24 protein-coding genes are annotated in these 26,159 nt (G+C 44.4%); 12 read left to right on the plus strand and 12 right to left on the minus strand.

Annotation, left to right across the window (positions count from 1 at the left end; genetic code table 11):
* Positions 1-132 precede the first annotated feature (132 nt).
* Together BUQ89_RS07440 and BUQ89_RS07445 are read left to right on the plus strand one after the other, a co-directional pair.
* A complete protein-coding gene (locus tag BUQ89_RS07440; protein ID WP_028462478.1) occupies positions 133-936 on the plus strand; it encodes an RNA-guided endonuclease InsQ/TnpB family protein in 804 nt (267 codons plus the stop codon).
* An 89-nt stretch (positions 937-1,025) separates the two neighbouring features.
* Positions 1,026-1,844 carry an alkaline phytoceramidase gene (locus tag BUQ89_RS07445; protein ID WP_245812936.1) on the plus strand — a complete coding sequence of 273 codons (819 nt, stop codon included), beginning with the start codon at positions 1,026-1,028 and terminating at the stop codon, positions 1,842-1,844.
* Positions 1,845-1,891: 47 nt separating this feature from the next.
* On the opposite strand, the gene tnpA is transcribed toward BUQ89_RS07445, so the two are convergent.
* Complete coding sequence (gene tnpA, locus BUQ89_RS07450) at positions 1,892-2,308, minus strand: IS200/IS605 family transposase (protein ID WP_074202554.1); 417 nt, start codon at positions 2,306-2,308, stop codon at positions 1,892-1,894.
* A gap of 30 nt (positions 2,309-2,338) precedes the next feature.
* Between tnpA and BUQ89_RS07455 the strand changes: the two genes are divergently transcribed.
* Complete coding sequence (locus BUQ89_RS07455) at positions 2,339-3,571, plus strand: RNA-guided endonuclease InsQ/TnpB family protein (protein WP_074202555.1); 1,233 nt, start codon at positions 2,339-2,341, stop codon at positions 3,569-3,571.
* A 64-nt stretch (positions 3,572-3,635) separates the two neighbouring features.
* Here BUQ89_RS07455 and BUQ89_RS07460 read toward each other — a convergent pair whose 3' ends face one another.
* Positions 3,636-5,018: a DEAD/DEAH box helicase gene (locus BUQ89_RS07460; RefSeq protein ID WP_028462153.1), complete on the minus strand. Its 1,383-nt coding sequence runs from the start codon at positions 5,016-5,018 to the stop codon at positions 3,636-3,638.
* 364 nt (positions 5,019-5,382) lie between these two features.
* On the minus strand, positions 5,383-6,585 hold the full coding sequence (tyrS, locus tag BUQ89_RS07465; protein ID WP_028462154.1) for a tyrosine--tRNA ligase: 1,203 nt from the start codon (positions 6,583-6,585) through the stop codon (positions 5,383-5,385).
* 229 nt (positions 6,586-6,814) lie between these two features.
* On the opposite strand from tyrS, the gene BUQ89_RS07470 reads away from it, so the two are divergent.
* The 6 genes from BUQ89_RS07470 to BUQ89_RS07495 all read left to right on the plus strand — a co-directional run bounded on the left by BUQ89_RS07470 (position 6,815) and on the right by BUQ89_RS07495 (position 15,695).
* A complete protein-coding gene (locus BUQ89_RS07470; protein WP_342742976.1) occupies positions 6,815-8,062 on the plus strand; it encodes a M23 family metallopeptidase in 1,248 nt (415 codons plus the stop codon).
* 53 nt (positions 8,063-8,115) lie between these two features.
* Entirely contained in the window at positions 8,116-9,207 is a 1,092-nt protein-coding gene (locus tag BUQ89_RS07475; protein ID WP_028462156.1) for an anhydro-N-acetylmuramic acid kinase, read from the plus strand.
* 607 nt (positions 9,208-9,814) lie between these two features.
* Positions 9,815-11,056 (plus strand): cyclic di-GMP phosphodiesterase, encoded by a 1,242-nt coding sequence (locus tag BUQ89_RS07480; RefSeq protein ID WP_051537662.1) that lies wholly within the window; start codon positions 9,815-9,817, stop codon positions 11,054-11,056.
* Complete coding sequence (locus BUQ89_RS07485) at positions 11,025-12,362, plus strand: putative bifunctional diguanylate cyclase/phosphodiesterase (protein WP_177183605.1); 1,338 nt, start codon at positions 11,025-11,027, stop codon at positions 12,360-12,362. Before BUQ89_RS07480 ends, BUQ89_RS07485 begins: the two co-directional genes overlap by 32 nt.
* Positions 12,363-12,943: 581 nt before the next feature.
* A complete protein-coding gene (locus BUQ89_RS07490; protein ID WP_028462159.1) occupies positions 12,944-13,765 on the plus strand; it encodes an ion transporter in 822 nt (273 codons plus the stop codon).
* 706 nt (positions 13,766-14,471) lie between these two features.
* The gene (locus tag BUQ89_RS07495) at positions 14,472-15,695 is read left to right on the plus strand and encodes a lytic murein transglycosylase (protein ID WP_218146771.1); all 1,224 of its coding nucleotides are present in this window, start codon (positions 14,472-14,474) and stop codon (positions 15,693-15,695) included.
* Positions 15,696-15,707: 12 nt separating this feature from the next.
* Here BUQ89_RS07495 and erpA read toward each other — a convergent pair whose 3' ends face one another.
* The 6 genes from erpA to rplM all read right to left on the minus strand — a co-directional run bounded on the left by erpA (position 15,708) and on the right by rplM (position 19,507).
* The gene (erpA, locus tag BUQ89_RS07500; protein WP_036573648.1) at positions 15,708-16,067 is read right to left on the minus strand and encodes an iron-sulfur cluster insertion protein ErpA; all 360 of its coding nucleotides are present in this window, start codon (positions 16,065-16,067) and stop codon (positions 15,708-15,710) included.
* A 148-nt stretch (positions 16,068-16,215) separates the two neighbouring features.
* A complete protein-coding gene (locus tag BUQ89_RS07505) occupies positions 16,216-16,626 on the minus strand; it encodes a bactofilin family protein (protein ID WP_028462162.1) in 411 nt (136 codons plus the stop codon).
* Between the two features lie 12 nt (positions 16,627-16,638).
* Positions 16,639-17,379, minus strand: coding sequence for a DUF6776 family protein (locus tag BUQ89_RS07510; protein WP_028462163.1), 741 nt, complete (start codon positions 17,377-17,379; stop codon positions 16,639-16,641).
* Between the two features lie 159 nt (positions 17,380-17,538).
* Complete coding sequence (gene argC, locus BUQ89_RS07515; RefSeq protein WP_028462164.1) at positions 17,539-18,567, minus strand: N-acetyl-gamma-glutamyl-phosphate reductase; 1,029 nt, start codon at positions 18,565-18,567, stop codon at positions 17,539-17,541.
* Positions 18,568-18,676: 109 nt separating this feature from the next.
* The gene (gene rpsI / locus BUQ89_RS07520; protein ID WP_028462165.1) at positions 18,677-19,069 is read right to left on the minus strand and encodes a 30S ribosomal protein S9; all 393 of its coding nucleotides are present in this window, start codon (positions 19,067-19,069) and stop codon (positions 18,677-18,679) included.
* 3 nt (positions 19,070-19,072) lie between these two features.
* Positions 19,073-19,507 (minus strand): 50S ribosomal protein L13, encoded by a 435-nt coding sequence (gene rplM, locus BUQ89_RS07525; RefSeq protein ID WP_028462166.1) that lies wholly within the window; start codon positions 19,505-19,507, stop codon positions 19,073-19,075.
* Positions 19,508-19,871: 364 nt separating this feature from the next.
* On the opposite strand from rplM, the gene BUQ89_RS07530 reads away from it, so the two are divergent.
* Positions 19,872-21,560 (plus strand): glutamine--tRNA ligase/YqeY domain fusion protein, encoded by a 1,689-nt coding sequence (locus BUQ89_RS07530; protein ID WP_028462167.1) that lies wholly within the window; start codon positions 19,872-19,874, stop codon positions 21,558-21,560.
* A 162-nt stretch (positions 21,561-21,722) separates the two neighbouring features.
* Here the strand turns inward: BUQ89_RS07530 and BUQ89_RS07535 are convergent, their stop codons facing one another.
* Positions 21,723-22,904: a DNA polymerase Y family protein gene (locus tag BUQ89_RS07535; protein WP_028462168.1), complete on the minus strand. Its 1,182-nt coding sequence runs from the start codon at positions 22,902-22,904 to the stop codon at positions 21,723-21,725.
* 170 nt (positions 22,905-23,074) lie between these two features.
* Here BUQ89_RS07535 and BUQ89_RS07540 point away from each other — a divergent pair, with 170 nt between their 5' ends.
* Positions 23,075-23,623, plus strand: a complete 549-nt coding sequence (locus BUQ89_RS07540; RefSeq protein WP_028462169.1) for a FecR family protein — start codon at positions 23,075-23,077, stop codon at positions 23,621-23,623.
* A gap of 157 nt (positions 23,624-23,780) precedes the next feature.
* Here the strand turns inward: BUQ89_RS07540 and BUQ89_RS07545 are convergent, their stop codons facing one another.
* A complete protein-coding gene (locus BUQ89_RS07545; protein WP_028462170.1) occupies positions 23,781-24,440 on the minus strand; it encodes a thiopurine S-methyltransferase in 660 nt (219 codons plus the stop codon).
* Positions 24,441-24,614: 174 nt separating this feature from the next.
* Positions 24,615-25,133, minus strand: a complete 519-nt coding sequence (gene msrB, locus BUQ89_RS07550; RefSeq protein WP_028462171.1) for a peptide-methionine (R)-S-oxide reductase MsrB — start codon at positions 25,131-25,133, stop codon at positions 24,615-24,617.
* 490 nt (positions 25,134-25,623) lie between these two features.
* Here msrB and BUQ89_RS07555 point away from each other — a divergent pair, with 490 nt between their 5' ends.
* Positions 25,624-25,974 (plus strand): hypothetical protein, encoded by a 351-nt coding sequence (locus BUQ89_RS07555; RefSeq protein WP_143071273.1) that lies wholly within the window; start codon positions 25,624-25,626, stop codon positions 25,972-25,974.
* Positions 25,975-26,159: the final 185 nt, after the last annotated feature.

The raw sequence follows: 26,159 nt of genomic DNA on the forward strand, positions 1-26,159 counted from the left end.
TTAGTTTTCAGAGATTTATAGTCATCATCTTAACTCACGGGAAACTTCGGCCTTAAGGCCGGGGATAGATAGGGAGTCAGTTTTGCTGATGCTAAAGTCTGTGTTTTCACCTATTTTTGTTAAGGTGTGTGAATGGAAATTAAGCGCGCATACAAATTCAGATTTTACCCAACTTTTGAGCAAGCAACTATGCTGGCCCAAACATTCGGGTGCGCTGGATTTGTCTATAATCGCATGTTGCTCGTTCGCTCTGATGCTGGGTATACCGAGAAAAAAAGAATCGGGTGTCATGCTACCTCCTCTTTGTTGACGAAGTTAAAAAAAGAGCCTGAATTTGAATGGCTGAACAAGGCTCCCAGTGTGCCTGTGCAGCAATCGCTCCGCCATCTGCAAACGGCATTCGGCAATTTCTTTGCCAAACGAGCCAAATACCCGTCATTCAAGCGCAAGTATGGGAGGCATTCGGCTGAATACACGTCCAGCGCTTTCAAGTGGGACGGCAAGTCTCTGAAGCTGGAAAAAATGAAAGATCCGCTGAATATCAGATGGTCGTGCACCCTTCCTAAGGCAGCAAAACTAACAACCGCAATGATCTCTAAAGACTTAACGGGTCGATACCGGGTTTCCATGCTTTGCGACGACTCTGTTGCGTTAAAGCCAAAGGTTAGCGGAAAAGTCGGCATTGGCTTAGGATTAACGCACTTCGCTATTCTTTCTACGGGCGAGATTGTGGGTATTGAGCGATGGTACCCAAGCAGCAAACGCTGCTTGGGATGTGGGCATACCGTAAACAAGATGCCTTTGAATGCGCGCGAATGGACTTGTCCGGAATGCGGATCAATCCATGATCGAGATATCAACGCCGCGCGTAATGTTTTGGCCGCTGGATTGGCGGTGCCAGTCCTTGGAGAATCTATAAGTCCTGTTTGCATTTAGGTGCGTCCGGGTTGGATTCGTTGAATTGGGAATCCCCTTCGTCTACGGAGGGGAGCAGTCAATTCAAGGAGTAATAACAGGAGGTTAAATTGCATAAACGACTCTGGATAATGGGTGTTTTCTCGATTGGCATAGTGCTGGTTGCGTCAATTGTTTCACCGATTCCGCAATCCATGGCATACCATCAATTTGCTGATCAGCATACTTATTGGGGTGTTCAAAATTTCTTCAACGTTGTTTCTAATTTAGCATTTTTACTCAGTGGTGTGGCAGGAGTGATATTTATTGGAGGATCACTACAATCACCTGCACATAGTGTATTCATCACACGATCAGAACATTGGCCCTATCTCATTTTTTTTCTAAGCGTTGTGATGGCCTGTTTTGGTTCGGCATATTATCACTGGGCACCAGATAATGATCGCTTATTGTGGGATCGGTTACCGATAGCAATCGCCTTGATGGCACTGCTTGCTGCGACATTCAGCGAGCGTGTCAGTCTGAAATTAGGCCCGCGGCTCATGCCTTTGTTCATCTTGCTTGGAGTTGGGAGTGTGTTGTATTGGTACTGGAGTGAACAGATGGGTGCCGGGAATTTGAATTTTTATATTGTGGTGCAATTCTACTCGTTACTGCTGATTGTCTTACTGAGCCTGTTTTTTTCCTCTCGATATCGTAGAGGAGCAGATATATATGTAGCGCTCATCCTATATGCGATAGCCAAACTGGCCGAAATAATGGATCAGGAAATTTATGATCTGACACAGATCATAAGCGGTCACACACTCAAGCATTTGCTTGCGGCACTGGCTATCTGCTGGATATTACGTATGTTACGGAAACGTGAGCCTTTGCCAGAAAAATTATCAGGACTTTCTAACCCAGATATTTTATCAAATAGCGCGTAAAACTTCGTCCTTCAGGGCGGAGATATAAGCGCACAGGCGAAGCCTGTTTAATGCGGTCTTTGCTGTTGTTCAATATATTGCTTAATAATCGAGAGTGGTGCTCCACCACAACTACCCGCAAAATAGCTTGGACTCCAAAGCATATTACCCCAAAGCTTATTTTTAATTTCGGGATAATTCTTTTTGCGAATAAGTCGGCTTGAAACGCCTTTCAAACTATTTACCAAGTTAGAAATAGCAATTTTTGGTGGATAGTTAACTAAAAGGTGAATATGATCATGCTCACCGTTAAATTCCACCAATTCTGCTTCAAAATCCAAACACACGTTTTTAAATATTTCTTCCAAATCAATTAATACCCTTCCGGAGAAAACATCTCTACGGTATTTTGTTACAAAGATCAAATGAACATGAAGATTAAAAACGCAATATCTTCCTGTTCTTACATCGTTATTAACTTTCATAGACCAATTCTTTTTTGTATAATTATAACCATGAAGCAGATTATACGCAAAGCCTTTAAATCTCGACTCAATCCAAATTCTGACCAAGTACAGAAGATGGTTGAGTTTGCGGGTGCTAATCGGTTTGTTTGGAATAAAGCCTTAGCAATGAATCTGTTCAGATTAGAGCAGAAACAGCCATTGCTTTGGTACAACGAGTTGTCATTTTGGCTAAAGCTATGGAAATCCTCAGAAGATTATGGATTTCTAAAAACCGTTCATTCTCAACCGTTGCAACAAGCCTTAAAAAACTTAGAAAAAGTGTTCAAAGACGGTTTTGATAAAAAACAGCCTTTAAAACGGATTCCAAAATTCAAGAAAAAAGGTTTGAGTGACAGCTTTCGTTATCCACAAGGATTTAAGCTGGAGCAAGAGTCTAGCAAAGTGTTCTTGCCTAAAATCGGTTGGGTGAAATATCGTAATTCACGCCAAGTCATTGGTGACGTTAAAAATATGACGATTTCCCGTAAAGGCGGTTATTGGTACGTGTCGATTCAGACTGAGTACGAGACCGAGCTAAAGCGTCATAGCTCAACCAGTATGATTGGTGTTGATATGGGCGTTACCCGCTTTGCAACCTTGTCAGACGGCCCATACGTAGAACCTTTAAACAGTTTCAGAAAGTTATCAAAGAAACTGGCTTTTGAACAGCGTAAGCTGTCTAAAAAAGTCCGTTTCTCTGCTAACTGGAAAAAGCAGAAACAAATCATTACCCGACTGCATGAGCGTATTGCCAATGCTCGTTTAGACTTCTTACACAAAACCTCAACCGAAATCAGCAAAAATCACGCAATGGTCGTAGTTGAGAATTTAAAGATAGGAAACATGTCTAAGGGTGCCAAGGGCAGTGTTGAAAAGCATGGTAAAAACGTCAAAGCGAAATCGGGTCTAAACAAATCCATTCTTGACCAAGGATGGGGAATGTTCGTTTCGTTTTTGGAGTATAAACAGGCTTGTTCAGGCGGGGATGTATTGAAGGTAAACCCTCAATACACCTCTCAAACCTGCCCTAGATGTCAACATGTTAGTCGTGACAATCGCAAAAGCCAAAGTGCTTTTGAATGTACAGAATGTGGATTTAAAGCCAATGCCGACTTGGTAGGTGCCTTGAATGTACTTGAGCGAGGACATCGCTTGTTAGCCTGTGGAGTTGAAACGTTAGTTTCGTCTAAGAAGCAGGAACCAGTAGGCAGTAGCAATACAAACCTACTCTTAACGGCTTAATAAGTCGCTAGGAATCCCCTTCGTTTAGGAAGGGGAGGATGTCAATAGCGCTTAAATGATGAGATTATTTTGGTCTGGCGTAGTGAGCCGTACCGGAACTACGGCTATTTTTATATGAGTTACCCCGGTTGTCATTAGAAAATGAGCGATCCCGGTTGTTATCCTGGTTTCCATTGCTTCGGTTACCGTTAATACTATTGGTGGCAGTATTGAAAATACGCTTATCGCTCCCGCTTAACGGGGAGCGTTTACGTTTATGCGTAACATTGGGTGTTCCTCTGAATCCACCGGTTCTGGAACGTGGCTTGAATCGTGGCTCCAGGCCGGGTATAACATGGGACGCAATTGACTGACCTGTGTAGTGCTCAATTTTTTTCAGATTGCCGCCATCTTTGCTGGAAGCAAATGATACCGCAGTACCCGATGCTCCGGCACGGCCTGTCCGGCCAATGCGATGCACGTAATCTTCAGCAAATTTTGGTAAATCAAAATTGATTACGTGAGTAATGTCAGCCACATCAATGCCTCTTGCTGCTACATCTGTTGCAACCAATATACGTAATCCGCCGCGACGAAGCTTAGTCAGTGTACGGGTGCGTTCACGTTGATTCATGTCGCCATGTAACGCAGCTGCCTCGTATCCCTGTGCTGACAGGTTATCCGCCAGTGTACTGGCATCACGCTTTGTGGCAGTAAAAACAATCGCCTGTTTTAGTGTTTCGTCCCGTAGTACGTGATCTAGTAATTTGTTCTTGTGTAAAAGATCATCTACATAGTGAAGTCGTTGTTCAATATTATCCAGTCGCGCTTGCTGTGAAGCTACCTGGATGCGCTTGGGCGATTTTAACAGGCGTGCTGCGACCTTATCTATTGCGCCATCAAATGTAGCAGAGAATAACAAGGTTTGTCGGGTAGCCGGTGTGGCTGATGCAATTCTTTCCACATCATCAATAAAACCCATATCGAGCATTCGATCTGCTTCGTCCAGAACGAGCATTTCTAATCGTGAGAAATCGATCCGCCCCCGCTGGATGTGATCAATCAGGCGCCCAGGTGTTGCAACCAGGATATCAACCGGCTGTGACAATAATCTATTTTGCAGCGGATAAGGCATTCCGCCCAATATGCTGACGACTTTAATGCGGGATAGATGTTTGCCATATTTTGTAGCTGCTTCAGATACTTGTAGTGCAAGCTCGCGCGTGGGTGTCAGTACGACTATGCGCGGACCACGACTGCGTACCTTGGAAGGAACAGCCAAATGATGTAATGCAGGTAGCATGAATGCGGCTGTCTTACCGGTCCCGGTTTGCGCTGATGCCATGACATCATAGCCCGCTAATAATTCCGGAATGGCCTGTTCCTGGATAGGTGTGGGTGTTGTATAACCTGCTTCATTAATAGCTTTAATGATAGAAGGGTGCAAGTTCAGATTTTCAAAAGACACGTTATTTTCCTGAAAAATAAAAGAATGCACGCGCAAGCAGGGAATAACCGCCTGGAAATGGTGGGCAAAGTACTGCTAGCTGGCGCATATAAAAAGCATCGCCGCTAACCAAAGGTACTGTACAATTTCCGAGATCAGTTGAAAATCGAAGAGAGGTCAGGAACGATGAAACCAAAAGTAAAATAGCCAGATGCTATTCTACTGAATCGATGAGTATACAGTAGTTGTAATTAATACACTAATTGTTTCATCGAATAATTGATATGCGAGAGCATATCATTAAAAAAAAATTTAAAAAACAAACGGATTATTCCCTGATAACGGATAGCATTATTTTAATATTCCATTCAGAGAATGCTTGTAATTAATTAATGATTACCTTGGCAAATTTTCGCTTGCCGACTTGCAGCACTACTGTGCTACCCCGCACGATCTTAATGTGTCTGTCAACAACCTTTTCTCCATTCAGTCTTACACCACCTTGCTCAATCATACGCAGTGCTTCGCTGGTGCTGGTAGTCAGTCCGGTTTGTTTTAATAGTTGAGGTAAAGGTAGTTCGTCTGCTTCAGTTTGTATTGTTTTCTCTGGCATATCATCTGGAAGTACGCCACGTTTGAAGCGTGCTTCAAAATCAGTGAGCGCTGTTTGCGCATCTTGTGCGCTATGGAAGCGGGTAACAATTTCCTGAGCAAATAATACTTTGATATCTCGCGGATTACGACCTTCCGATACTTCTTGTTGCCATTGCTGAATCGTGTTCAGTGATTCAAATGATAGTAACTCAATATAACGCCACATCAACTGATCGGAAATAGACATTAATTTGCCAAATATCTCCTGAGGTGCTTCAGTGATACCAACATAGTTATTCAACGATTTGGACATTTTATTGAAACCATCTAATCCTTCGAGGAGAGGCATGGTGAGAATGCATTGGGGTGTCTGAGTAAAATGTTTTTGTAATTCTCTTCCCATGAGAAGATTGAATTTCTGATCAGTACCGCCAATTTCGATATCTGCTTTAAGTGCCACAGAATCATATCCTTGAATTAACGGATACAGAAACTCATGAATTGCAATCGGCTGATTGCTACGATAGCGCTTGTCAAAATCATCCCGTTCCAGCATGCGGGCAACAGTATGAGTCGCTGCTAGTTTAATGAGATCAGCAGCGTTTAACTGATTCATCCAGGTGGAGTTGAAAACAACTTCGGTTTGGTCTGGCCTTAAAATCTTAAATACTTGAGCTGTGTAGGATTGCGCATTCTCAGAAACTTGTTCACGTGTAAGCGGCGGTCGGGTAGCATTCTTGCCACTGGGATCCCCTATCATTCCTGTGAAATCACCAATTAGAAATAGAATATGATGGCCCATATCCTGTAATTGACGTAGTTTGTTGAGTAAAACAGCATGACCCAGATGTAAATCCGGTGCAGTGGGATCAAATCCAGCCTTGATTCGCAATGGATAGTGCTTATTAAGCATAATTTCCAGCTCTTTTTCTACTAATAGTTCATGGCTGCCTCGTTTTATAATTTCTAACTGTTCTATGATTGATTTGTTCACAATAAATTCAAGTTGTTATTAGAGTTTTCTTGGAAAGTAGTTTTATCGATTTGTCAAGCGAACCTTGCTGCATGATCTATTTATTTTCATGTTAAACTTGTATTTATTCAGAGAGAATGACTGAAGGTTCATACTTGATATGCTATATATGCCATTACGCAATAAAAATAGGATTTTAGCTCAAAAATCATTAGCATTGACAAGAAAAAGATGGCATTGGTTATTCGTCATGATCGCTATGATCAGTTTGTCATTGTTTGGTATCGTTACCGCATTTGGTATTGCACCCAGTACTTCCCTAAAAAAAATTCAAGTAGAAGATGTTGTACTTGATTTATCCATTCCAGATGTTTTCTCAGAGACCGAATCAAATTTAACCTTCTGGCGTCAAGAAAGTATTCGACGGGGTGATACTATTGCGGCAATACTGGCCCGACTCGAAATAAATAAAGAGGATACCATTGATTTTCTGCGTGCAGCCAGAGATAGTAAGGCGATGCGTCAATTACGATCGGGTAAAATCATCTATGCGCAGACGACTGCGGATGGTGAGTTACTAATGTTACGCTATTTCTTCGGGAATGAAGAACTTTTCTTGATGGAAAAAGTCGATAGCGCTTTCCAGATGACTGAGCAGCAGATAGAGCTTGATGCACGTATTCGGATGCGATCAGGTGTAGTTAATAGTTCTTTATTTGCAACAACAGATCGTGCAGGTGTTCCCAACAATGTTGCTATGCAAATCACAGAAATTTTTTCTTCTGATATTGATTTTCATCGTGATTTACATAAGGGTGATCGTTTTACTGTCGTGTATGAAACGCTCTACGATAATGGAGAGCACGCTAAAACAGGACGGGTCCTAGCTGTTGAGTTTGTCAATAAGGGAAAATCCTATCAGGCAGTGTATTTTCAGAATTCTAGCGGGGAAGGAGGATATTACACACCGGAGGGTAAAAGCCTGCGGAAAGAATTTTTACGCTCGCCATTAACATTCTCTCGCATCAGTTCCGGGTTTACAAAAGCCCGTTTTCATCCAATACTTAAAAAATGGCGAGCTCACAAAGGTATTGATTACGCGGCACCAGCCGGTACACCGGTGAAAGCCACCGCAAGTGGAACCGTTACCTTTGCGGGAACGCAGGCGGGATACGGAAAGCTTATTATTCTGAAGCATAGAGGAAAATACGATACGGCATACGGTCATTTATCTGCTTTCGCAAGAGGCCTGAATAAAGGAAAACGGGTTAACCAAGGCGATATTATTGGTTATGTTGGGTCGACTGGCATGGCGACGGGCCCGCATTTGCATTATGAATTGCGTGTTGATGGTGAGCAGCGCGATCCTTCTAAAATAGTGTTACCTGGCGCCCCACCCATTGTAAAAAAAGACCTGGCTGCCTTCCATAAGGAAACTAAGTCACTGGTGGCGCGACTGAATATCATGCGTAATATTAACTATGCTTCCTTGAATTAGCATCAGAGAATGACTTGACAATACCGTATAGAACTGACTAGCGTTTGGAGACTATGTATTATATCGGCATCATGTCGGGTACCAGCCTAGATGGTATCGATGTGGGATTGGCAGATTTCAGTTCATCACGGCCCACTTTAGTCTGCACCGCTTATTTGCCTTATGATGAGTATTTACGCAATCAATTATTAGAATTGCATCAATCTGGAGATGATGAGCTCCATCGAGCTGCTATGCTTGGCAATCAGTTATCTCGTCTTTATGCTCAAAGTGTGAATAGCCTGCTCAAGACTAATGGCATAGCGCCGCAGTGTATTGTTGCAATCGGATGCCATGGTCAGACTGTACGGCATTGCCCTGAGCCGGAGAAGGGCTATACGATCCAGCTTGTTAATGCAGCCTTGCTAGCTGAGCTGACTCATATTACAGTAATCACCGATTTTAGAAGTCGAGACATCGCAGCAGGTGGACAGGGCGCTCCTTTAGTACCTGCTTTTCATCAGGCGTTGTTCAAGAGCACAAGTCGTCATCGCGTTATCGTTAATATCGGCGGTATTTCAAATATAACCGATCTTGAGCCAGGTAAAACCGTCATCGGCTTTGATTGTGGTCCGGGTAATTTGCTAATGGATGCGTGGTGTTTGCATCATACGGGCCAAGCGTATGATAAAAATGGGGAATGGGCGGCATCCGGCCAAGTGATCCCAATGCTACTGGAGGCGTTATTTATTCATCCATTCTTTTCCTTGCCACCTCCCAAAAGTACTGGCAGAGAGACGTTCAATATGCAGTGGTTGAAAAATCATCTACTTGATAATGAACGACCGGAGGATGTGCAGGCCACTTTGCTACAGCTGACCGCGACGGCGGTTGCCCAGTCAATACTGAATTATTGCCCGAATTTTGAAGAAGTCTATATTTGTGGTGGTGGGGCACGCAATGGGGCGTTAATTAGTCAATTGACAGCCGCTTTGTTCGGAAAGGAAGTTGCACTCACGGATAAACTGGGTGTAGATGCTGACTGGGTAGAGGCCTACGCTTTTGCCTGGTTGGCACAACAAACTATTTTAGGGTTACCAAGTAATCTTGCTGCTGTTACGGGCGCACAAGGAGACAGAATCCTGGGAGCAATCTATCGTGCCTGAAACCGATTTTTGACGACTTCATAATGTATCTCCCTATTTTATGTGGGAATAAAATATTTGCCCTCTGAACATTCCAAGATGGTTCTTAAGGCCCATCAGGAATAGATTCTCATCGAAATATTCAAGGGGCATTGAGATGATATCAGTTTACATGCCAATCGATTTTCCCGTCAACATTCAGTAATCCGATAAAAAATAACCCGGGGCAGATATGATCCGGGTAAATCCAAACCAATTCCGATCATTTTATGTTTTTTGCGCTTAAAGCATTGGATGAACTTGCCGTAATTATCAGAATAGTCGGTCAGTTGTCATTCGTGTGATTTGCGTTTCTGGATCTTAAGTTATTTTTATTATCCGGCATTCTAACTAGCTCTGATAAGTAATGAGGCTGAATTCTACAGAAACGATTATTAGCGATATAGGAAACGCTGATTCGCCTTTTTTTTTACGAATATTTTGTAGATTCTCCGGAGTGGGAGTGTTTTGGCTTATCAATTAAATCGTATATTAATTATGGGTCTTTCCCTTTCTCTTTCTGATGTAGCCGGTTTTTTGACGAGACAGGCTATTTATTTTTTTATACCTTTATTAGCTTGGATTCACTATGACAGCGAATGCGACAACACTTGAAATTGCGGTAAATGATTTACAACCTGGAATGTATGTCAGCGAGCTTGATCGCCCTTGGCTTGAAACACCCTATCTGATTCAAGGTATTCTCATTCAGTCTCAAGACGATATCGATGAGCTTGTACGTTATTGTACTCACGTTTATGTGGATACGGATAAAAGTGAACCATTTGTCATTTCGCAGCATGATGTCCAGACGCCGCCGAAGACGCAAGGTGTTGAAATATCGCGTACATCCTTCCACGGTACAGAAACCTATCTGGATACCTGTACGGCAGAGGAGGAGCTCTCCGCCGCCACACAAGCACATGATGTCGCATTTTCCCTGATTGGCGAAATTAATGTCGGAATTGAACGGAATACTAAGTTAGATGTTCGTATCGCACAAGATGCGGTTGATGCGCTACGCGAGAGTGTTATACGAAATCCAGATGCACTACTTTTGCTCGCACAGCTTAAAACTACAGGGCGAATACTTTACGATAATGCAATTAATGCTTCGGTTCGCCTGCTTGCTTTTGGCCGTCAGTTGGGTTTGCCGCGGGAGGAGTTATCGATACTCGGGTTGGGTGGATTGCTGATGGATATTGGTAAACTACGTTTGCCCTCGGAGATATTAACAAGCAATCGTTTTCTTAATGCAACCGAGCGAAACCTGATGAAACAGCATGTTGCTTATGGAGAAGCGATCATTACTCAATCGTGCGATATTCCGGAAGCCGTCTTCAAAATTATTGTGCAACATCATGAGCGCGAAAATGGTGGAGGCTATCCTCGAGGCCTATATGCTAATCAGTTGCACGCTTATGCGCGGATGGCAGCAATTGTTGATTGTTACGAAGAATTAATCGGTGCGCGGCCCGGCATTCCAGCAGCAAAACCATTTCAAGCACTCAAGGAGCTGAAGGATAATTCGCGGGGTGGGCTCAATCCTGCCTTAGTAGAGCAATTCTCCCACTGTATTGGCGTGTTTCCGGTGGGCAGTTTGGTTGAACTCAATACGGGTGAAGTTGCGATTGTACTGACACATGCACGCTCGCAGAGATTTCTTCCGCGTGTCATGATTATTCTTGATGCGAAAAAGCAACCGTGTGATATGCCTTTGACGCTGGATTTAAAATCAGCGGCTCCTGGAGCGGGTGGTGTCCCATATGCAATTGCCAGCGACCTGCCTCAAGGAGCTTATGGAATCGATGCCAGGCAATATTATTTGTAAACTATCTGATCGTACTTATTATCTTCCTTCTATGACTGCATTGTCTTATCGGAAATTTTTGCAAACAGCTTCGCAGATATTATTCGATTCTGATCGTGTCGGTCGACGGCATGCTGTTCTGGTGATCAATTTTGAGAGGCTGTCAGAGTTGGATGGCGTACTCGGGTACGCGATGGTAGATGAAATAATGCGACGGATTGCAGGGCAACTGGGTGATGCATTAAATACAGCAGATCTTGTCAGTATAGTTGGGCGCTATCAAATATGCTGTCTGCTGAGTGACTTGCTTACCGATAGCCATGCCCTGTTGGCAGCACATAAGGTTTTACGTGTGCTCACCGCGCCTTTTTTGCTGGATGAGCGACGGCTCATATTGTCGCCTCGTATTGGTGTTGCATTAAGCAGCCAGAACAACGGTGAGCTGAGCCAACTTATGAGTAATGCGAGCTCGGCATTGCGTCAGGCAAAGCTTGAGCGAGAATCGATCAAACTCTTTGTTGAAGAAGAGGAAAATCTGTTACTTTTGGGAATCGATCTCTGGTCAGATTTGGGGCGTGCGATTGAATCCAGCGAGTTGTATATGAGTTATCAGCCTCAGTTCAATATTGCGAGTGGAGAAATAAAATCTACGGAGGCATTATTGCGCTGGAATCATCCTCAGCGCGGGCCCATTCGACCTGACAGATTGATACAGGTTGCCGAAGGTACAGATCTCATGCCAAAGCTGACGTTATGGGTTTTTAATACAGCACTAAGACAATGTGCTGAATACCGTAGAGCCGGATTGAGTGCGGGCGTTTCAATTAATTTCTCAGCGGATGATCTACGTGATCCGGAACTGGTGGAACTCGTCATGCAGGGACTCGAGCTTTGGGGCGTTTCGCCGGGCGATGTTGTGATTGAACTGACTGAAACAGCTGTAATGGAGGATCATCCTGGTTCTTTGGATGTGTTATACGCGCTTAAAGACATGGGACTCAAGCTTGCAATGGACGATTTTGGGACAGGTTATTCTTCGATGGCACGTCTACTGGAGCTTCCGTTGGACGAAATTAAAGTCGATATGGTATTTGTCAAAAATATGATTACTCAGCCTGCACATGAACGCATCGTTGATTCTATGATCAGTCTTGGACATACACTCAATTTACAGGTGGTTGCTGAAGGTGTGGAAGACTTGGCTACTTATGAACGTTTGCGAATGCTTGGTTGTGATACGATCCAGGGTTATTTCATCGGGCGGGGCATCCCGTTGCCAGAACTGATTGAAAATATTAAGAATCAGGCCTATAATTTCCCGGTGTGAGCAATGTGGTCAGCATCATAAAGTTGATTATTTTTTCCTTGGATGGGAGATAGGTTGCGCTAGGCTTAACGTGGCATGAGTGCTTTCCATTTAGCAGCATAACCAGGTTCTGTGAGAGCGTATTGGTATTCCCTGGAATTAAATTCTTATCATTATAACCGCCTCTTTCCTTTGCATTAAAAAGCTGCAGTATAAATCTGAATAAACGTCTGTGTGAGCAGTGACGTTACGTTATGGATTGTCTCTCTGGTCTCGTTCAATGTTTACCCAATGTTTTTGCTGATCCCTGGCTCTCGAACAGCTTGGTAGTGGTCGGCCGTATCAAACGCGCTATAGTTGAATGTCGTTATATAGAGAACTTGATAAGATCGCTGATTCACTCTTCCGTGTATTTCAGTAGCAAAAATATAGAATGACTCTCTACTACTTCCGGCCCTATTTTGCCGAGAACAGGCTGATACCGTTAACGTAGCAGATAAACTATTGAGCAAACATACCCAGTATCAGTTGATTACCTGATGGTTCTATTATGCAAGCTAATCCTTATCAAAGTAAAGAAAATAACTATACGGGCACCAAGTATGCTTGAATTAAATACCAGACAAAAAATTTATAGAGTGATCTTTGAAACCGATACACCCGCTGGCCAGCGTTTTGATATTTTCCTAATCTACATCATCCTCTTAAGCGTATTGGCGGTCATGTTTGATTCCATAGCGTCAGTAAATAACCAGTTTGGAAGCTGGTTATTCAGGCTCGAATGGATATTTACCGTTTTATTCTCTTTGGAATACATGCTAAGAATTTATTCCTCACCGAAGCCATTGAAATATATTTTTAGTTTTTATGGAATCGTTGATCTTATTTCGATCATTCCCAGTTATTTAGCATTGATTATTCCCGAAGCCAGTTATTGGTTGGTAGTGCGTCTGCTGCGTGTGCTGCGCATCTTCAGAGTTCTCAAAATGGCTCGCCATCTTGCGGAAGCGAATCTTTTATTGCGTTCTATTTATCAATCACGACGTAAAGTGCTGGTTTTCTTTACTGTGATACTAGTAATCAGTATTATTTTTGGTAGCTTGATGTTTTTAGTGGAAGGACCAGAGCATGGTTTTACGAGTATTCCTAAAAGTATTTATTGGACTATAGTGACGATTACAACAGTAGGATATGGGGATATTACACCGCAAACTACAATTGGACAGATTACTGCGACACTGGCAATGCTGACAGGTTACTCCATTATTGCGATTCCCACGGGTATTTTGACAGCGGAAATTTCTAACGAAATGAGAAAGGAAAGGAGCCATCGTCATTGCGATAATTGCAATCGCAATGGCCATCATAACGATGCAAGCTACTGCTATCATTGTGGTGTACAGCTTCCGGATAGTGATATCTAGCTGATGGCGGTCTGGTATGGATAGATAAATGGCACCTAATCTCTGTTATTGAACAGAAAAGATGATAGGCTCTTTTGGTTTTTCGGATTGATGCACTGAACGGATGGACTATAGGTCTTAGAAAATGGTCCAGTCGATGTTTTTCTGTAATTAGCCCAGTTAATCGACGGATACATTTAATGTGTGAGTACGACTTATTTCTTCACCGGAAAGAGGGTTATGAAACGAATGCTATTCAGAATGAGATTTTTGCAAAAGTCCTTGCCAGCAGTTTTCTACTATTGATTATAAAAGGTTGGTTTTTCAACTATTGGAGTTTTGCAAAGATCCCAGAATATTAATAGTGACAACTTGCCTGTTAACTATAGATTCCTTCGGGGGAGAACCGGCGCATTGGGTGGAGGAGGACTGACGATTGTTGATTCCGTAAGGCAGTGATTTTAACGCTGGAAAGCGATGAAGCTGGGTGCTTACGTTTATCTATCGCATAATCTAATCGAAGCTCTGATGTTAAGTGCAATATCGAAAATCAGGATTCATGGCGAGTGGAATCATGATCTGATGGAACAAATCAGAAAACCTGCTCCATCAGAATAGCGTGGCTAAAAAATAGAATCTGGTAACTGATGTGATAAATGGTGTAATGATAAGTATGATCCGTTTTTTTCTATGTTATCGATAGCAACTCCATTACAGGATAAGTTTTGTGAAATATTTTAAATATTCAATCCACAGGTCAGGCATTATAGCAATCGCCATTGTTTTTAATTTAATACCCATGAAGGCAAATGCGGATGCCGATTTCCAGCGGTGGATCACTGATTTTTATGGTACCGCAACTCAAAATGGTATTCAGCGGTCTGTTTATGATCAGGCATTTGATGGTATAACGACACCGGATTCTGAGGTACTGAGGAAGGCGAGATATCAGCCAGAATTTATTAGCAAGATATGGGATTATCTTGATGCAAGAGTGAATCCCTTATCCATCAGGAATGGTCGGCATATGGCAAATCTGCATGCGCCTGAACTTGCCGCAATTGAGCAGAAATTTGGGGTGGATAAGTTTATTTTATTAGCAATCTGGTCAGTTGAGTCAAGTTATGGTGCAGTACTTGAACGCACCGATCGCCTGCACTATGTTCCCCGAGCGCTTGCCACATTGGCTTATGCGGATGATCGCCGTAAAAAATTCGCCCGCTCCCAGCTGATTGCGGCGCTGCAAATCCTACAATCGGGTGATATCTCGACTAAGCAGCTTATGGGTTCCTGGGCAGGCGCAATGGGGCACACGCAGTTTATTCCGACGAGTTATCTGGCATATGCTGTCGATATGGATAGAAATGGTTCTCGTGATATCTGGAATTCAATTCCTGATGCGCTCGCGACAGCAGCCAATCTTTTGAAAAAAAATGGGTGGCGTACAGATGAAACATGGGGATATGAGGTCAAGTCGCCTGTAAATGGTATGGATTATGAAGATGCAACCAAAACATTGGCAGAATGGGAAAAGCTGGGTTTCTTACGGGCGAGTGGAGGCTCATTTCCCCAGTCCGAAAAAAGAGCGGAGCTCAAGTTCATGTCAGATGCAAAGGCCCCTGCTTTTTTGATGATGCGTAATTTTTTTGTGCTTAAACGCTATAATAATTCAGACTTCTATGCCTTATCCGTGGGGTTGCTGGCGGATCGCTTGGCGGGCCAGGCTAGTTTGATTCAGCCATGGCCTCGCCCTGCGGGATCACTCAATGCGGATGATAAGTTTGAATTGCAGGCAGAATTAAAAAAACGAGGATACTATAATGGTGAGATTGATGGCAACTTGGGTAAGGAATCGCGTCGGGCTATCCAGCAGTTTCAGGAAAATTCAGGCTTGGCAGTGGACGGTATGCCGACACAAACGGTTCTGGATGTGTTGAGAAATAGCCGATAGCGCTGATTGAATTTATACTGAGAAAGAGGATCCACAACCGCAGGTACTCGAAGCACCAGGGTTTTTAATGGTAAATTGAGCACCTTGTAAATTTTCCTGATAATCAATTTCAGCTCCTATCAGGTATTGGAAACTCATGGGATCAACCAGTAGTTTGACACCATCTTTTTCTATTACGGTATCATCTTCATTGACTAATTCATCAAAAGTAAAACCATATTGAAAGCCCGAACATCCACCACCGCTGATGAAGACTCTCAGTTTAAGATTATCGTTGCCTTCCTCTTCAATCAGTTGTTTGACCTTAGTGGCTGCATTATCAGTAAATAATAATGCTGACGGTGCGTCAGTAGTCAAATTGCTTGTTACCATAGTAGTGCTCATGTTGAATTCTCAAATACAAAATTAATAAACAATGGGAAATTAATTAGACTTGGCAAACCGGAATAGATTCCCGGCTTGCCAATATATTGTGTGATGCGCTTAAATATATTTATGAAGATTGTATGTACATAAACAATCAATCAGTTGCAGCAGGAATAAATGTGACTAATTTTTCGGTGGGCAGTTTATTCTGATGAATCAGTTTTCCATCAACGGATGCGCCTAGTTGAATTTCCATGGAGCCATAGTGCACATCCCCAAAGACTCTTGCCTTTGCTTGTAGTTCTATATATCCACTGGCATATATTGGGCCAGTAACAGTGCCGTTGATAACGACATTCGTGACGTCTATTTTGCCTTCTATAGTGCCTTGTTCACTCAATACAATCGTACTATGCTCGTCTTCAGTGGCAATTACATTCCCACTGATGCAGCCGTCCACACGCAAACCGCCGCTGAAGTTGATGTCACCCACAATATGCGTGTTTGATCCAATGAGTGAATCAATATGATTGTGAAGTTTATTCTCTTTTTTTTTTCCAAACATAGTTTTTCCCCTTCACGTAGACAGTTTAACCGTTTGCATTAATATGGCTTCGGTTTCATCATGCTTAAACACCTGTACTTGCAGGCTCTCGACAATCGTATCGAGGGGTACCTGAAAATTTTCTTCTATTCTATGATAAAACTTGAAATTAATCGAAAACTCTTTTGAGGTATTTTTATGAGTCAATGGTATTGTTTTTTTTTGCCCACTCTGTACTAGATTCACTGAGAATTTTAAACTACCTTGAAAATCTTTGGGTCTTTGTCCACCTTGAACGAGTGAGAGTGCATAGCGATATTTTCCGGGTAATGTTTCTTTTCTGAGATTAAAATGGTAGATAGAAACACCACTGCTGATTTCTCCGTTACCTGACATGAGGCGCTGAAAAAAAGCGAGTTCTTCTTTCAGTCGATTATTTTCGTCACCAAGAGATTTAACTTCTTTGGCAATATCCTGATGAGTGGTGTTATTTATTTGTGACTGACGTATGAGTCCTGCTATTTTTGTACAGAGTTCCTGTTTTTTGTTTTTTGAGCAAGTATCTAAATCATATAAATGCTCTAATGTTTTCTGTTCAACCTTCTGATTAAATTTCGCAGATTGAATGCCCGCCTTATACATGCCCCAAGAGAGCGCTAAGAGTAATGCAATAAAGATAGCGACAACAAATAGGCGAGAATACCATGGTGTATGCGGCTTGATTACAACTTGTGAAGCGAGAATCTCCGGATTCTTTCTAAATAGCTTGATCATTTGAGACCTTATACGTACTCAAAGTTATGAGACCAGCAAGAAAATAGGTAGATCGACCCAGCATACATTGAAACAATAAATTATTTCCTATGGATGATATAGGATGACAGGAAGAAAAGATAATTGGAAATTATTTTTCTAATAAAAAGATAATCCTATTTACGGCAATAGAGGCACAAAATTAATACCGAGCGTTTCCGTAAAACCAAACATTAGGTTCATGTTTTGTACGGCTTGGCCTGCCGCGCCTTTGACCAGGTTATCGGTAACCGACAGAATGACTGCAGTATTTCTTCCCTGGGGTTGATGCACAGCGATACGGCACAGATTGGAGCCACGTACGGAACGTGTCTCGGGATGCTTTCCTGCGGGCAATACATCAACAAATGGCTCTTTGGCATAACGTTGCTCATATAATGTTTGTAAATCGATATGGGCAGCAAGGTTTGCGTAGAGCGTGGCATGGATACCTCGGATCATGGGTGTGAGATGCGGGACGAATATGAGATCGACCGGCTCTTTGGCAATATTGGATAAGCCTTGCTTGATTTCAGGTAAATGTCGATGTCCCGGCACACCATAAGCTTTGAAGTTATCAGCTGCTTCTGCCAGTAGTGTGTGTACCTCCGCTTTTCTTCCCGCACCGGAAACACCCGATTTCACATCGGCGATTAAATTCTGATTGTCAACAATACCAGCCTCTATCAAGGGTAAAAAACCCAGCTGCACCGCAGTAGGGTAGCAACCAGGATTGGCTATCAGGCGTGCTTTCCTTATTTCTTCTCGATTAATTTCAGGTAGGCCATAAACCGCTTCCGCTACCAATCCTGGGCAGGCATGACGCATGCCATACCACTTCTCCCATTCAGCAATATCTTTAATGCGAAAATCCGCCGCTAAATCTATAATTCTGACACCGGCATCCAACAGCGTTTGAGCTTGCTGCATGGCAATGCCATTCGGTGTTGCAAAAAAAACAAGATCGCACTGATTCAGCTCAGATTCAACTGGATCACTAAATTTTAGTTTGATATGTCCCCTCAGGCTGGGAAATAGCTCCGCTACCTCAATGCCTGCTTCATTACGCGAAGTAATCGTTTGAATATTGACTTCAGGGTGTTGGGATAGGATACGTAGTAACTCTACGCCTGTATAACCGGTTCCGCCAACAATACCAACATTAATCATTGTGACTCCAATTGGTTACGAGAGATTGCCCGCCTCGGCTGCTTTTAGAATAGCAAGATTCAAATAAAAAAGCCGCCATGAGTAGGCGGCTTTTTCAGTATGCAGATAATTATCGTTTAGAAAACTGTTTCCGCCGCCGTGCCTTGCGTAAACCGACTTTCTTTCTTTCAACTTCTCGTGCATCGCGTGTAACCAGACCCGCCTTGCTCAATGCAGGCTTCAGCGTAGCATCATAATCAATCAATGCCCGGGTAATTCCGTGACGTATGGCGCCGGCTTGCCCCGATTCACCGCCACCATGCAGGTTGACCATAATGTCAAATGTGGTGAGGTTTTCGGTTAGCTCGAGTGGCTGACGTACAATCATGCGTCCTGTTTCTCGTGAGAAATACTCATCGATAGGCTTGCTATTAACAATAATTGAACCGCTGCCTGGCTTAATAAACACTCGGGCCACAGAACTTTTACGTCTGCCTGTGCCATAGTTGTATTGAACGCTCATAAATTAAGTCCTGACTTCAAGTAATTGAGGTTGTTGGGCTGCATGAGGATGTACTTCACCCGCATAAAGTTTGAGCTTTTTTAACATGGCATACCCGAGCGGACCTTTCGGTAGCATTCCTTTGACTGCTTTCTCTAAAGGACGTCCTGGAAAACGCGCATGCATTTTCTTAAAGCTGGTCTGGTATATGCCACCTGGATATCCAGTATGGCGATAATATATCTTGTCTTCTGCTTTATTACCGGTCACACGTAACTTATCAACGTTAACCACAACAATATAATCACCGGTATCAACATGCGGTGTATAGATGGGTTTATGCTTGCCACGTAAACGGTGTGCAATAATCGTAGCGAGACGCCCTAGCACTTTGTCGGTCGCGTCAATGACAAACCAGTCATGACTGACTTCGTGCGGTTTGGCTGAAAATGTTTTCACAAAAGCCTATCCTACATGTCCAAAAAGAACCGCAGATTCTATGCCAGATAATCACCGATGTCAAATTTATCAATCAATTAATATTTTGTGCATGACATCGAGTGTCTTGATTAAGATGATTGATGGATGTGCTGTTTGGTGTCCCGCATTATTTTGATAATTTGTCGGGCTGAATGGCCTGTAGTTTTTAGAGAATCAAATGGATCGGGTGGATTTTAAATCTGTGCCCGCTATAATTCTTTCGATAATTATCAGGATGTGTCCTGATAATTAAAAACAGCCTGTGCCATCCATACGAGAGATTTGATCAGTAAAATATCATAAATCCTATTCCGAGAGACTAACTTTGAAAGATAAATCTGCAATGAACTCACCTGCAACACCGGTTTCTTCCAATTTTATACGCAGCATTATTGAAGAGGATAATCACACGGGGAAATGGGGTGGACGCGTGGAAACCCGCTTTCCTCCCGAACCAAATGGTTATTTGCATATTGGCCATGCCAAGAGCATTTGTCTCAATTTTGGTTTGGCCCACGATTATCGCGGCACATGTCATCTACGTTTTGATGATACCAATCCAGAAAAGGAAGCGCAGGAGTATGTTGACTCGATCTGTGATAGCGTTGTATGGTTGGGTTTTGATTGGGGACAACACCAGTATTATTCATCTGATTATTTCGATCAGCTGTATGCGTTTGCGGAATATCTGATCAGTCAGAAAAAAGCATACGTGGACAGCCTCACCGGTGAAGCGATCCGTGAGCAACGGGGAACTCTGACCAGCCCAGGTGAAAACAGTCCCTATCGGGATCGCCCCGTGGCGGAAAATATCGACCTGTTTCGTCGCATGAGAGCAGGAGAGTTTCCGGATGGTGCGCATGTATTGAGAGCTAAAATCGATATGGCTGCGCCTAATATGAATATGCGTGACCCGGTTATCTATCGTATCCGGCATATTCATCACCAACGCACGGGTAACAAGTGGTGTATTTATCCCATGTATGACTATACGCATTGTATTTCCGACGCACTGGAAAATATTACCCATTCGCTGTGCACTCTGGAATTTGAAGACCATCGGCCCCTTTACGACTGGATATTGGATCAACTCAAGGAAAAAGTACCCTGTCATCCCCAGCAAATTGAATTTGCGCGTCTGAATCTGACCTATACCGTGATGAGTAAGCGCAAGTTAATCGAACTGGTGGATGGGGGGTATGTTGATGGCTGGGATGATCCGCGTTTGAATACGCTGGTTGGAGTGCGTCGTCGTGGCTATACACCTGAATCAATTCGCCTGTTTATCGAACGTATCGGCGTCAGTAAGGCGGATTCATGGATAGATATGGGCGTATTGGAAGACTGCTTGCGAGAAGATCTGAATGCCTGTGCGCCACGTCGTATCGCAATACTCAAACCATTAAAGCTGATTATTGATAATTATCCGGATGATCAGGAAGAAGCCTGCGATGCACCCAATCACCCGCAAAAACCGGAATGGGAAAAGCGTACCGTACCGCTGTCAAAGATACTCTATATTGAGCAGGATGATTTTATGGAAACGCCTCCCAAAGGTTATTTCCGCCTTGCGCCGGGAACCGAAGTCCGTTTGCGCTATGCATATATTATAAAATGCGTACAGGTAGTGAAAAATGCAGCAGGTGAGATCGAAGCCGTGCATTGTATCTATGATCCCGAGACCAAAAGCGGTACTGCTGGCGCTACTGCGCGCAAGGTCAAGGGAAACATTCACTGGCTTTCGGCCAGGCATGCTCAGTCAGCCGAAATCCGATTGTATGATCGTCTGTTTGCTGATCCTTATCCAGGTGCCGGCAATCAGGATTACAAAGCCTCTCTGAATCCGGATTCGAAGGAAACGATCAGCGCTTATGTGGAGCCTTCGCTTAGCGCGGCAGAACCTGAGCAGCGTTTTCAGTTTGAACGTAATGGTTATTTTGTAGCGGATCGCATCGATTCCCGACCAGGTAAACCTGTCTTTAATCGTGCGGTGACATTGCGCGATTCATGGGGGAAGGTGGCGGGGGTCTAAACATCTGTTTTGTTTTGATGATTGCGGATATAAATGGGTGTAGTACGTGCTTAAACGATCATTCCTGCTGGATAGCAGCTCGTTTCTGTGGTGCGCCTGAATCAATGGAATCTGTTAGCAGAGTGGCTGTACTCCTGAGGGTAACGCTTATTGAAGACAAGCTTATTCAGAGGCAGGGAATGGAGAACAAGGTGCCAATAACAATTCTTGTTGAGGCGAAGTATTGAGGGTTGGCAGGGAATGAATGGTGGCGAGTGCACTGACGCGTACACCGAGTAACCGGAGCTTTTTTTTCAGGGGCACTCGTTTCAAGCATTCCCCTGCTGCGCGGCGTATGGAGATGGGGTCGGCCGTATGTGTCGCCAATGTCACATCTCGTGTCACGGTATGAAAATCTTCAAAGCGCAGCTTGATACCGATGGTGCGTCCGGCATACCCTTTTTTCTGAAGATCCGCTGCCACGCGCTTGCATAATGCGGTGAAGAATTCCGATAAAGCAGGCCGGTCGTAACGGGGGTGGAGATCCCGTTCAAAAGTCGTTTCCCGACTGATTGATTTGGGTTCGGTATTGCTGATGAGTGGCCGTGTGTCGATTCCATGGGATGCTTCAGATAACCATATGGCGTAGCTGCGCCCAAAATGGATCTGGAGAAAATTCAGCTCGGCCTGCGCCAGTTCGGCAATAGTGGTAATGCCCAGTGATGCGAGCTTCTGGGTAGCCTTGGGACCAATACCGTTGATTTTACGTACGGACAGTGGCCAGATGCGGTTGGGAATGTCCGGCATGCCGAGAATGGTGAGGCCATCCGGCTTCTCAAGGTCTGAGCATATTTTTGACAGTAATTTGTTGGGCGTGATACCAATAGAGCAGGAGAGCCCGGTTGCATCGCGCACTGCTTGCTTGATACGTTGTGCGAGTGTCGGGGTGTCATCCGGCAGATCGCTGAGATCCATGTATATTTCATCAACACCGGTGTCTTCAATCTGAGTGGTAATCCGAGCAACGGCTGTTTTGAACAGACGCGAATAGTGACGATAGATCTCAAAATCAACCGGCAGTAAAATGGCATGAGGAGCAAGTCGTGCCGCCTTCATGACACCCATGCCAGAGAACACACCCGCCGCCCGCGCTTCGTAAGTGGAAGTCGTGATAACGCCCCGACCGGCATATTCGTGTAACCTGGAGAAATGCAAGCTGCCGTCGGCCAGCCTGACAGGCCGGTGATCCATTCGCCCACCAATGACAACAGGCAATCCGCGTAACTCCGGATAACGGAGTAGTTCGACGGACGCATAAAAGGCATCCATGTCGAGGTGTGCGATACGACGTGATGGTGTGTTCATGGGGGATAGACGAGAGATATTGAAAGTCGTATAATTTTTCTTCAACCTTGGCATGATCAAGCCTGATGAAGCAGGGTTGATACCCGATTTCTATTCAAGATAAGTTTTAAAGCTGGTTTTTTTGGTGTAAATTATAGTGTAATTGGATATTTTATCTAGACGGATGACCTATGCCGATAACCAAACCACCTATTTCATCGCCCCACACCTTTGTTTTCAGTTGGCGGCGTTTTTTATTACATTGCACGATCATTGGAACTGGGATGTTTCTGGGCTTACTGGCCTGGTATATTGCAAATCCGCAGTCGACCCGACTTTATGAGACGGCAGCTGATGAGCGTCTGAATATCATGGCCGCACCCCATATTCATATTGCGCTGGATGCAAATAGCTCTGTTGGCATAACCAACAGGCAGCCGCCGCAGATTGAGGTGCTTAGGGGGAATGTCTATTTTGAGATCAAGGGGGATATGGCTGATAAACCGGAAATAAAAGTAGGTAAAGCATTCATCCGGAATGTTGGCTCACGTTTTAGTATCCAGATGCACAAGGATGGAAATAATGAGGTTGCCGTCGCAGCGGGGCAGGCCGAAATTCATGTTGCATCGGGCCGCCATCTGATCAGCGCCCGTGAGCGAGCGGATTTTGATGGATTTAATGTGCACAATCACCAACTCATTACTGGATCGGATATTGCACCGTGGCGCGTTGCCCATTAACGTAGCAATTATCCTGACCCGAAATCAATCAAGATGACAGGCCTGTCTGTGTATGGCAGGAGTTTCGTATGGGCTGGCTGATAGGGGCAGATATGGGTGAGGGTCGTTGCGAATGTAGGTCAACGGCGCGATCCGGTCAGCCAGAATATCCACCCGGTTAATCCGGTAATGTCAGCATGAAGATGCTTTCCTGCGCGCGGCTCAGTCCGCGTTTCTGAAAGCGTGGATTCTGGGCGAGCACGTCGCATTGCGTTAACAGTTTTATTTCGACATGTTCATGATAGAGCGCGGTGACTTCATCCGGAGTCACCGAGAATGGCGGGCCGGACATTTCCGTCTGGGGATAGTCGAAAGTAATGAGCAGTATTTGTGTTGCCGGAGGCAAGATGTGCAGCAGGTGACGCACATAATGCTTGCGTATCGCAGGCGGCAATGCAACCAGGGATGCGCGATCATAGACAGCGCTGATCTTCGCCAGATCCGCTTTGCTCAGATCGAAAAAATCACCGCATAAGATACGGATATCCGTTGTTTCAAATTGATCGAAAGATCTGCGTGCAATGCGCTGTGGCGTGTGATTGTTTTCCCTGAAAAAGGCTTGTACCGCGATAGGGCTTAATTCGACGCCCAATACGGCATGTGCCTGTTGACGCAGCCAGAGCATATCGCGGCTTTTACCACACAGCGGCACAAACACTTCGCTGCCGGAAGAAAGATTCAATGCTGGCCAGTATTGGCGTAAATAGGGGTTAATCTGATCCTGATGAAAGCCAATCGCCTCCTGCTTCCAGCGCCTCAGCCAGTTTTCATTTTTCATCGTTTTCTAAAAGATGGTAAGCCTGAATATATATAAAAATAGCGTGTTTTGTAGCTCTGACGGCACATGTAATGTTGCACAGAGCCATCCGTTTCCTTTGAATGTCAATGATGATGTCTCCCCGGCACGTGACACGTACTTGTTAGTAAGCCGATGAGGCATCAATTAATATCCTCAGCTTCTAAGTGCGGGCAGGGGTTCATCTGTTGGCACAAATTTTAAAGCAATGCCGTTATTGCACCAACGCTCGCCGCGTGGTGGCGGGCCATCGCTGAATAAATGTCCTTGATGTCCGCCGCAACGTACGCAGTGGTATTCGGTGCGTGGCCAGATCATCTTGAAGTCAATCCTGGTTGCTACGTGCCCGGCAATAGGCTGGGTAAAACTGGGCCAGCCGGTCCAGCTTTCATATTTATTCGCGCTTTCAAACAGCGGCAGATAGCAGGCGGCGCAAATAAAGGTGCCGTCACGATCCTCGTAAACCAGATTGCTGGATTCCGGACGTTCGGTTGCCTCCTCAAAGAGTATCTGATAAGCCCTGGGTGAGACTAATGCGCGCCATTCTTCATGCGGCTTTTTGAGGGGTGTAATCAGGCTGGATGCTTCACCAGCCCCTGGTGAGCGTGAGCATGCGGGGATGAGCGGCAATGCGACCAGGACGCTAAAGCCTTGTAACACAGTGCGTCGTTTCAATGAATTTTCTCCTGAAAGAGGTGATCGTGAACAGTTATGCGTAGTAAGTCCGCCGTCAGGATCACTCTAATTCCGAAAAGGGAGGTGTCAGAAAGCTGAGTAACACCCAAGGTGGACGTCATCTTGTGATTTATCATAACACCTGAAGTTCAAAAAAATAACCGATATTATCTGTATCTGATCCGGTTCTTGGATTGGGATATCGTCGGGATGTCCGCTTTCTGCCCATGATAATGCGCTATGTTACCCGTAGTCGCATTCAATATAGTCGCATTCAATAAGCCTGGGATTGTTCACTGCCGGTAGGCGGTGCGTTCAGCTGCTATTCAGCTTTAAGATCATACAATGTCTGAAACTCATGTGCTATCAGTTTGCTCCCGGTATGGATTAATGAGCAGCCAGGATTGGATATTGAGTTGCTGACTTAATTGTTTTGACTTTGAAATTAAAAAAATAGTCAGCTCCCTTGAGGATGTTTTGGAGGTGCACTATGAATGCAAAAAAATGGATTATTCTTTTTGCCGTAATGACGATCTTTTTTCTGAGCGGGTGTGTGGCGCCGCCTTATTATGGATATGGAGGAACGGGCTATTATGGCGGGGTTAGAGCCAGTTACGGATATCGATCGCCATTTTACGGTAATCAGCGGTTCTTTGGTGCGCCTAGGCACTTTCGTAGTGGGCCTCGGCATTTTCGTGGTGGACACCGCCACTCCCATGGTGGCCATCGGCACTTTCGTGGCGGGCATCGCCATTTCGATGGCGGTCATCGTGGCGGCGGTCATAAAGGCAATCGCGGTGGGCATCGGAGAGGCGGCCATAGAGGCGGTCATCATCGTTGATGCAAGGATATCCGGATTAGTAATAATCTAATTTAGCGGATGATTTGAGAGACTGGGTCTCAGTTCGATTCCTATCCGCAGAATTGAACGAATTGAACGCGTATTGACATCGGTTCACCGGACTTTGGATCAAGCCTGTCTTCATTGTTAAGACCGCTGCATAACTGTGTTTTTGAGCTTTTCTG

This window comes from Nitrosomonas cryotolerans ATCC 49181 (assembly GCF_900143275.1).
In the GTDB taxonomy this organism is placed as follows: domain Bacteria; phylum Pseudomonadota; class Gammaproteobacteria; order Burkholderiales; family Nitrosomonadaceae; genus Nitrosomonas; species Nitrosomonas cryotolerans.

What these genes read in the sequence shown, in the direction of transcription:
- argC (WP_028462164.1), bottom strand. Translation starts at nt 18,567, where the DNA reads ATGATTAATGTTGGTATTGTTGGCGGAACCGGTTATACAGGCGTAGAG.
- BUQ89_RS07535 (WP_028462168.1), bottom strand. Translation starts at nt 22,904, where the DNA reads ATGAACACACCATCACGTCGTATCGCACACCTCGACATGGATGCCTTT.
- BUQ89_RS07545 (WP_028462170.1), bottom strand. Translation starts at nt 24,440, where the DNA reads ATGAAAAATGAAAACTGGCTGAGGCGCTGGAAGCAGGAGGCGATTGGC.
- BUQ89_RS07470 (WP_342742976.1), top strand. Translation starts at nt 6,815, where the DNA reads ATGATCGCTATGATCAGTTTGTCATTGTTTGGTATCGTTACCGCATTT.
- BUQ89_RS07530 (WP_028462167.1), top strand. Translation starts at nt 19,872, where the DNA reads ATGAACTCACCTGCAACACCGGTTTCTTCCAATTTTATACGCAGCATT.
- tnpA (WP_074202554.1), bottom strand. Translation starts at nt 2,308, where the DNA reads ATGAAAGTTAATAACGATGTAAGAACAGGAAGATATTGCGTTTTTAAT.
- BUQ89_RS07510 (WP_028462163.1), bottom strand. Translation starts at nt 17,379, where the DNA reads ATGATCAAGCTATTTAGAAAGAATCCGGAGATTCTCGCTTCACAAGTT.
- BUQ89_RS07505 (WP_028462162.1), bottom strand. Translation starts at nt 16,626, where the DNA reads ATGTTTGGAAAAAAAAAAGAGAATAAACTTCACAATCATATTGATTCA.
- rpsI (WP_028462165.1), bottom strand. Translation starts at nt 19,069, where the DNA reads ATGAGCGTTCAATACAACTATGGCACAGGCAGACGTAAAAGTTCTGTG.
- BUQ89_RS07475 (WP_028462156.1), top strand. Translation starts at nt 8,116, where the DNA reads ATGTATTATATCGGCATCATGTCGGGTACCAGCCTAGATGGTATCGAT.
- BUQ89_RS07490 (WP_028462159.1), top strand. Translation starts at nt 12,944, where the DNA reads ATGCTTGAATTAAATACCAGACAAAAAATTTATAGAGTGATCTTTGAA.
- BUQ89_RS07455 (WP_074202555.1), top strand. Translation starts at nt 2,339, where the DNA reads ATGAAGCAGATTATACGCAAAGCCTTTAAATCTCGACTCAATCCAAAT.
- BUQ89_RS07480 (WP_051537662.1), top strand. Translation starts at nt 9,815, where the DNA reads ATGACAGCGAATGCGACAACACTTGAAATTGCGGTAAATGATTTACAA.
- BUQ89_RS07440 (WP_028462478.1), top strand. Translation starts at nt 133, where the DNA reads ATGGAAATTAAGCGCGCATACAAATTCAGATTTTACCCAACTTTTGAG.
- BUQ89_RS07485 (WP_177183605.1), top strand. Translation starts at nt 11,025, where the DNA reads ATGGAATCGATGCCAGGCAATATTATTTGTAAACTATCTGATCGTACT.
- BUQ89_RS07555 (WP_143071273.1), top strand. Translation starts at nt 25,624, where the DNA reads ATGAATGCAAAAAAATGGATTATTCTTTTTGCCGTAATGACGATCTTT.
- erpA (WP_036573648.1), bottom strand. Translation starts at nt 16,067, where the DNA reads ATGGTAACAAGCAATTTGACTACTGACGCACCGTCAGCATTATTATTT.
- BUQ89_RS07540 (WP_028462169.1), top strand. Translation starts at nt 23,075, where the DNA reads ATGCCGATAACCAAACCACCTATTTCATCGCCCCACACCTTTGTTTTC.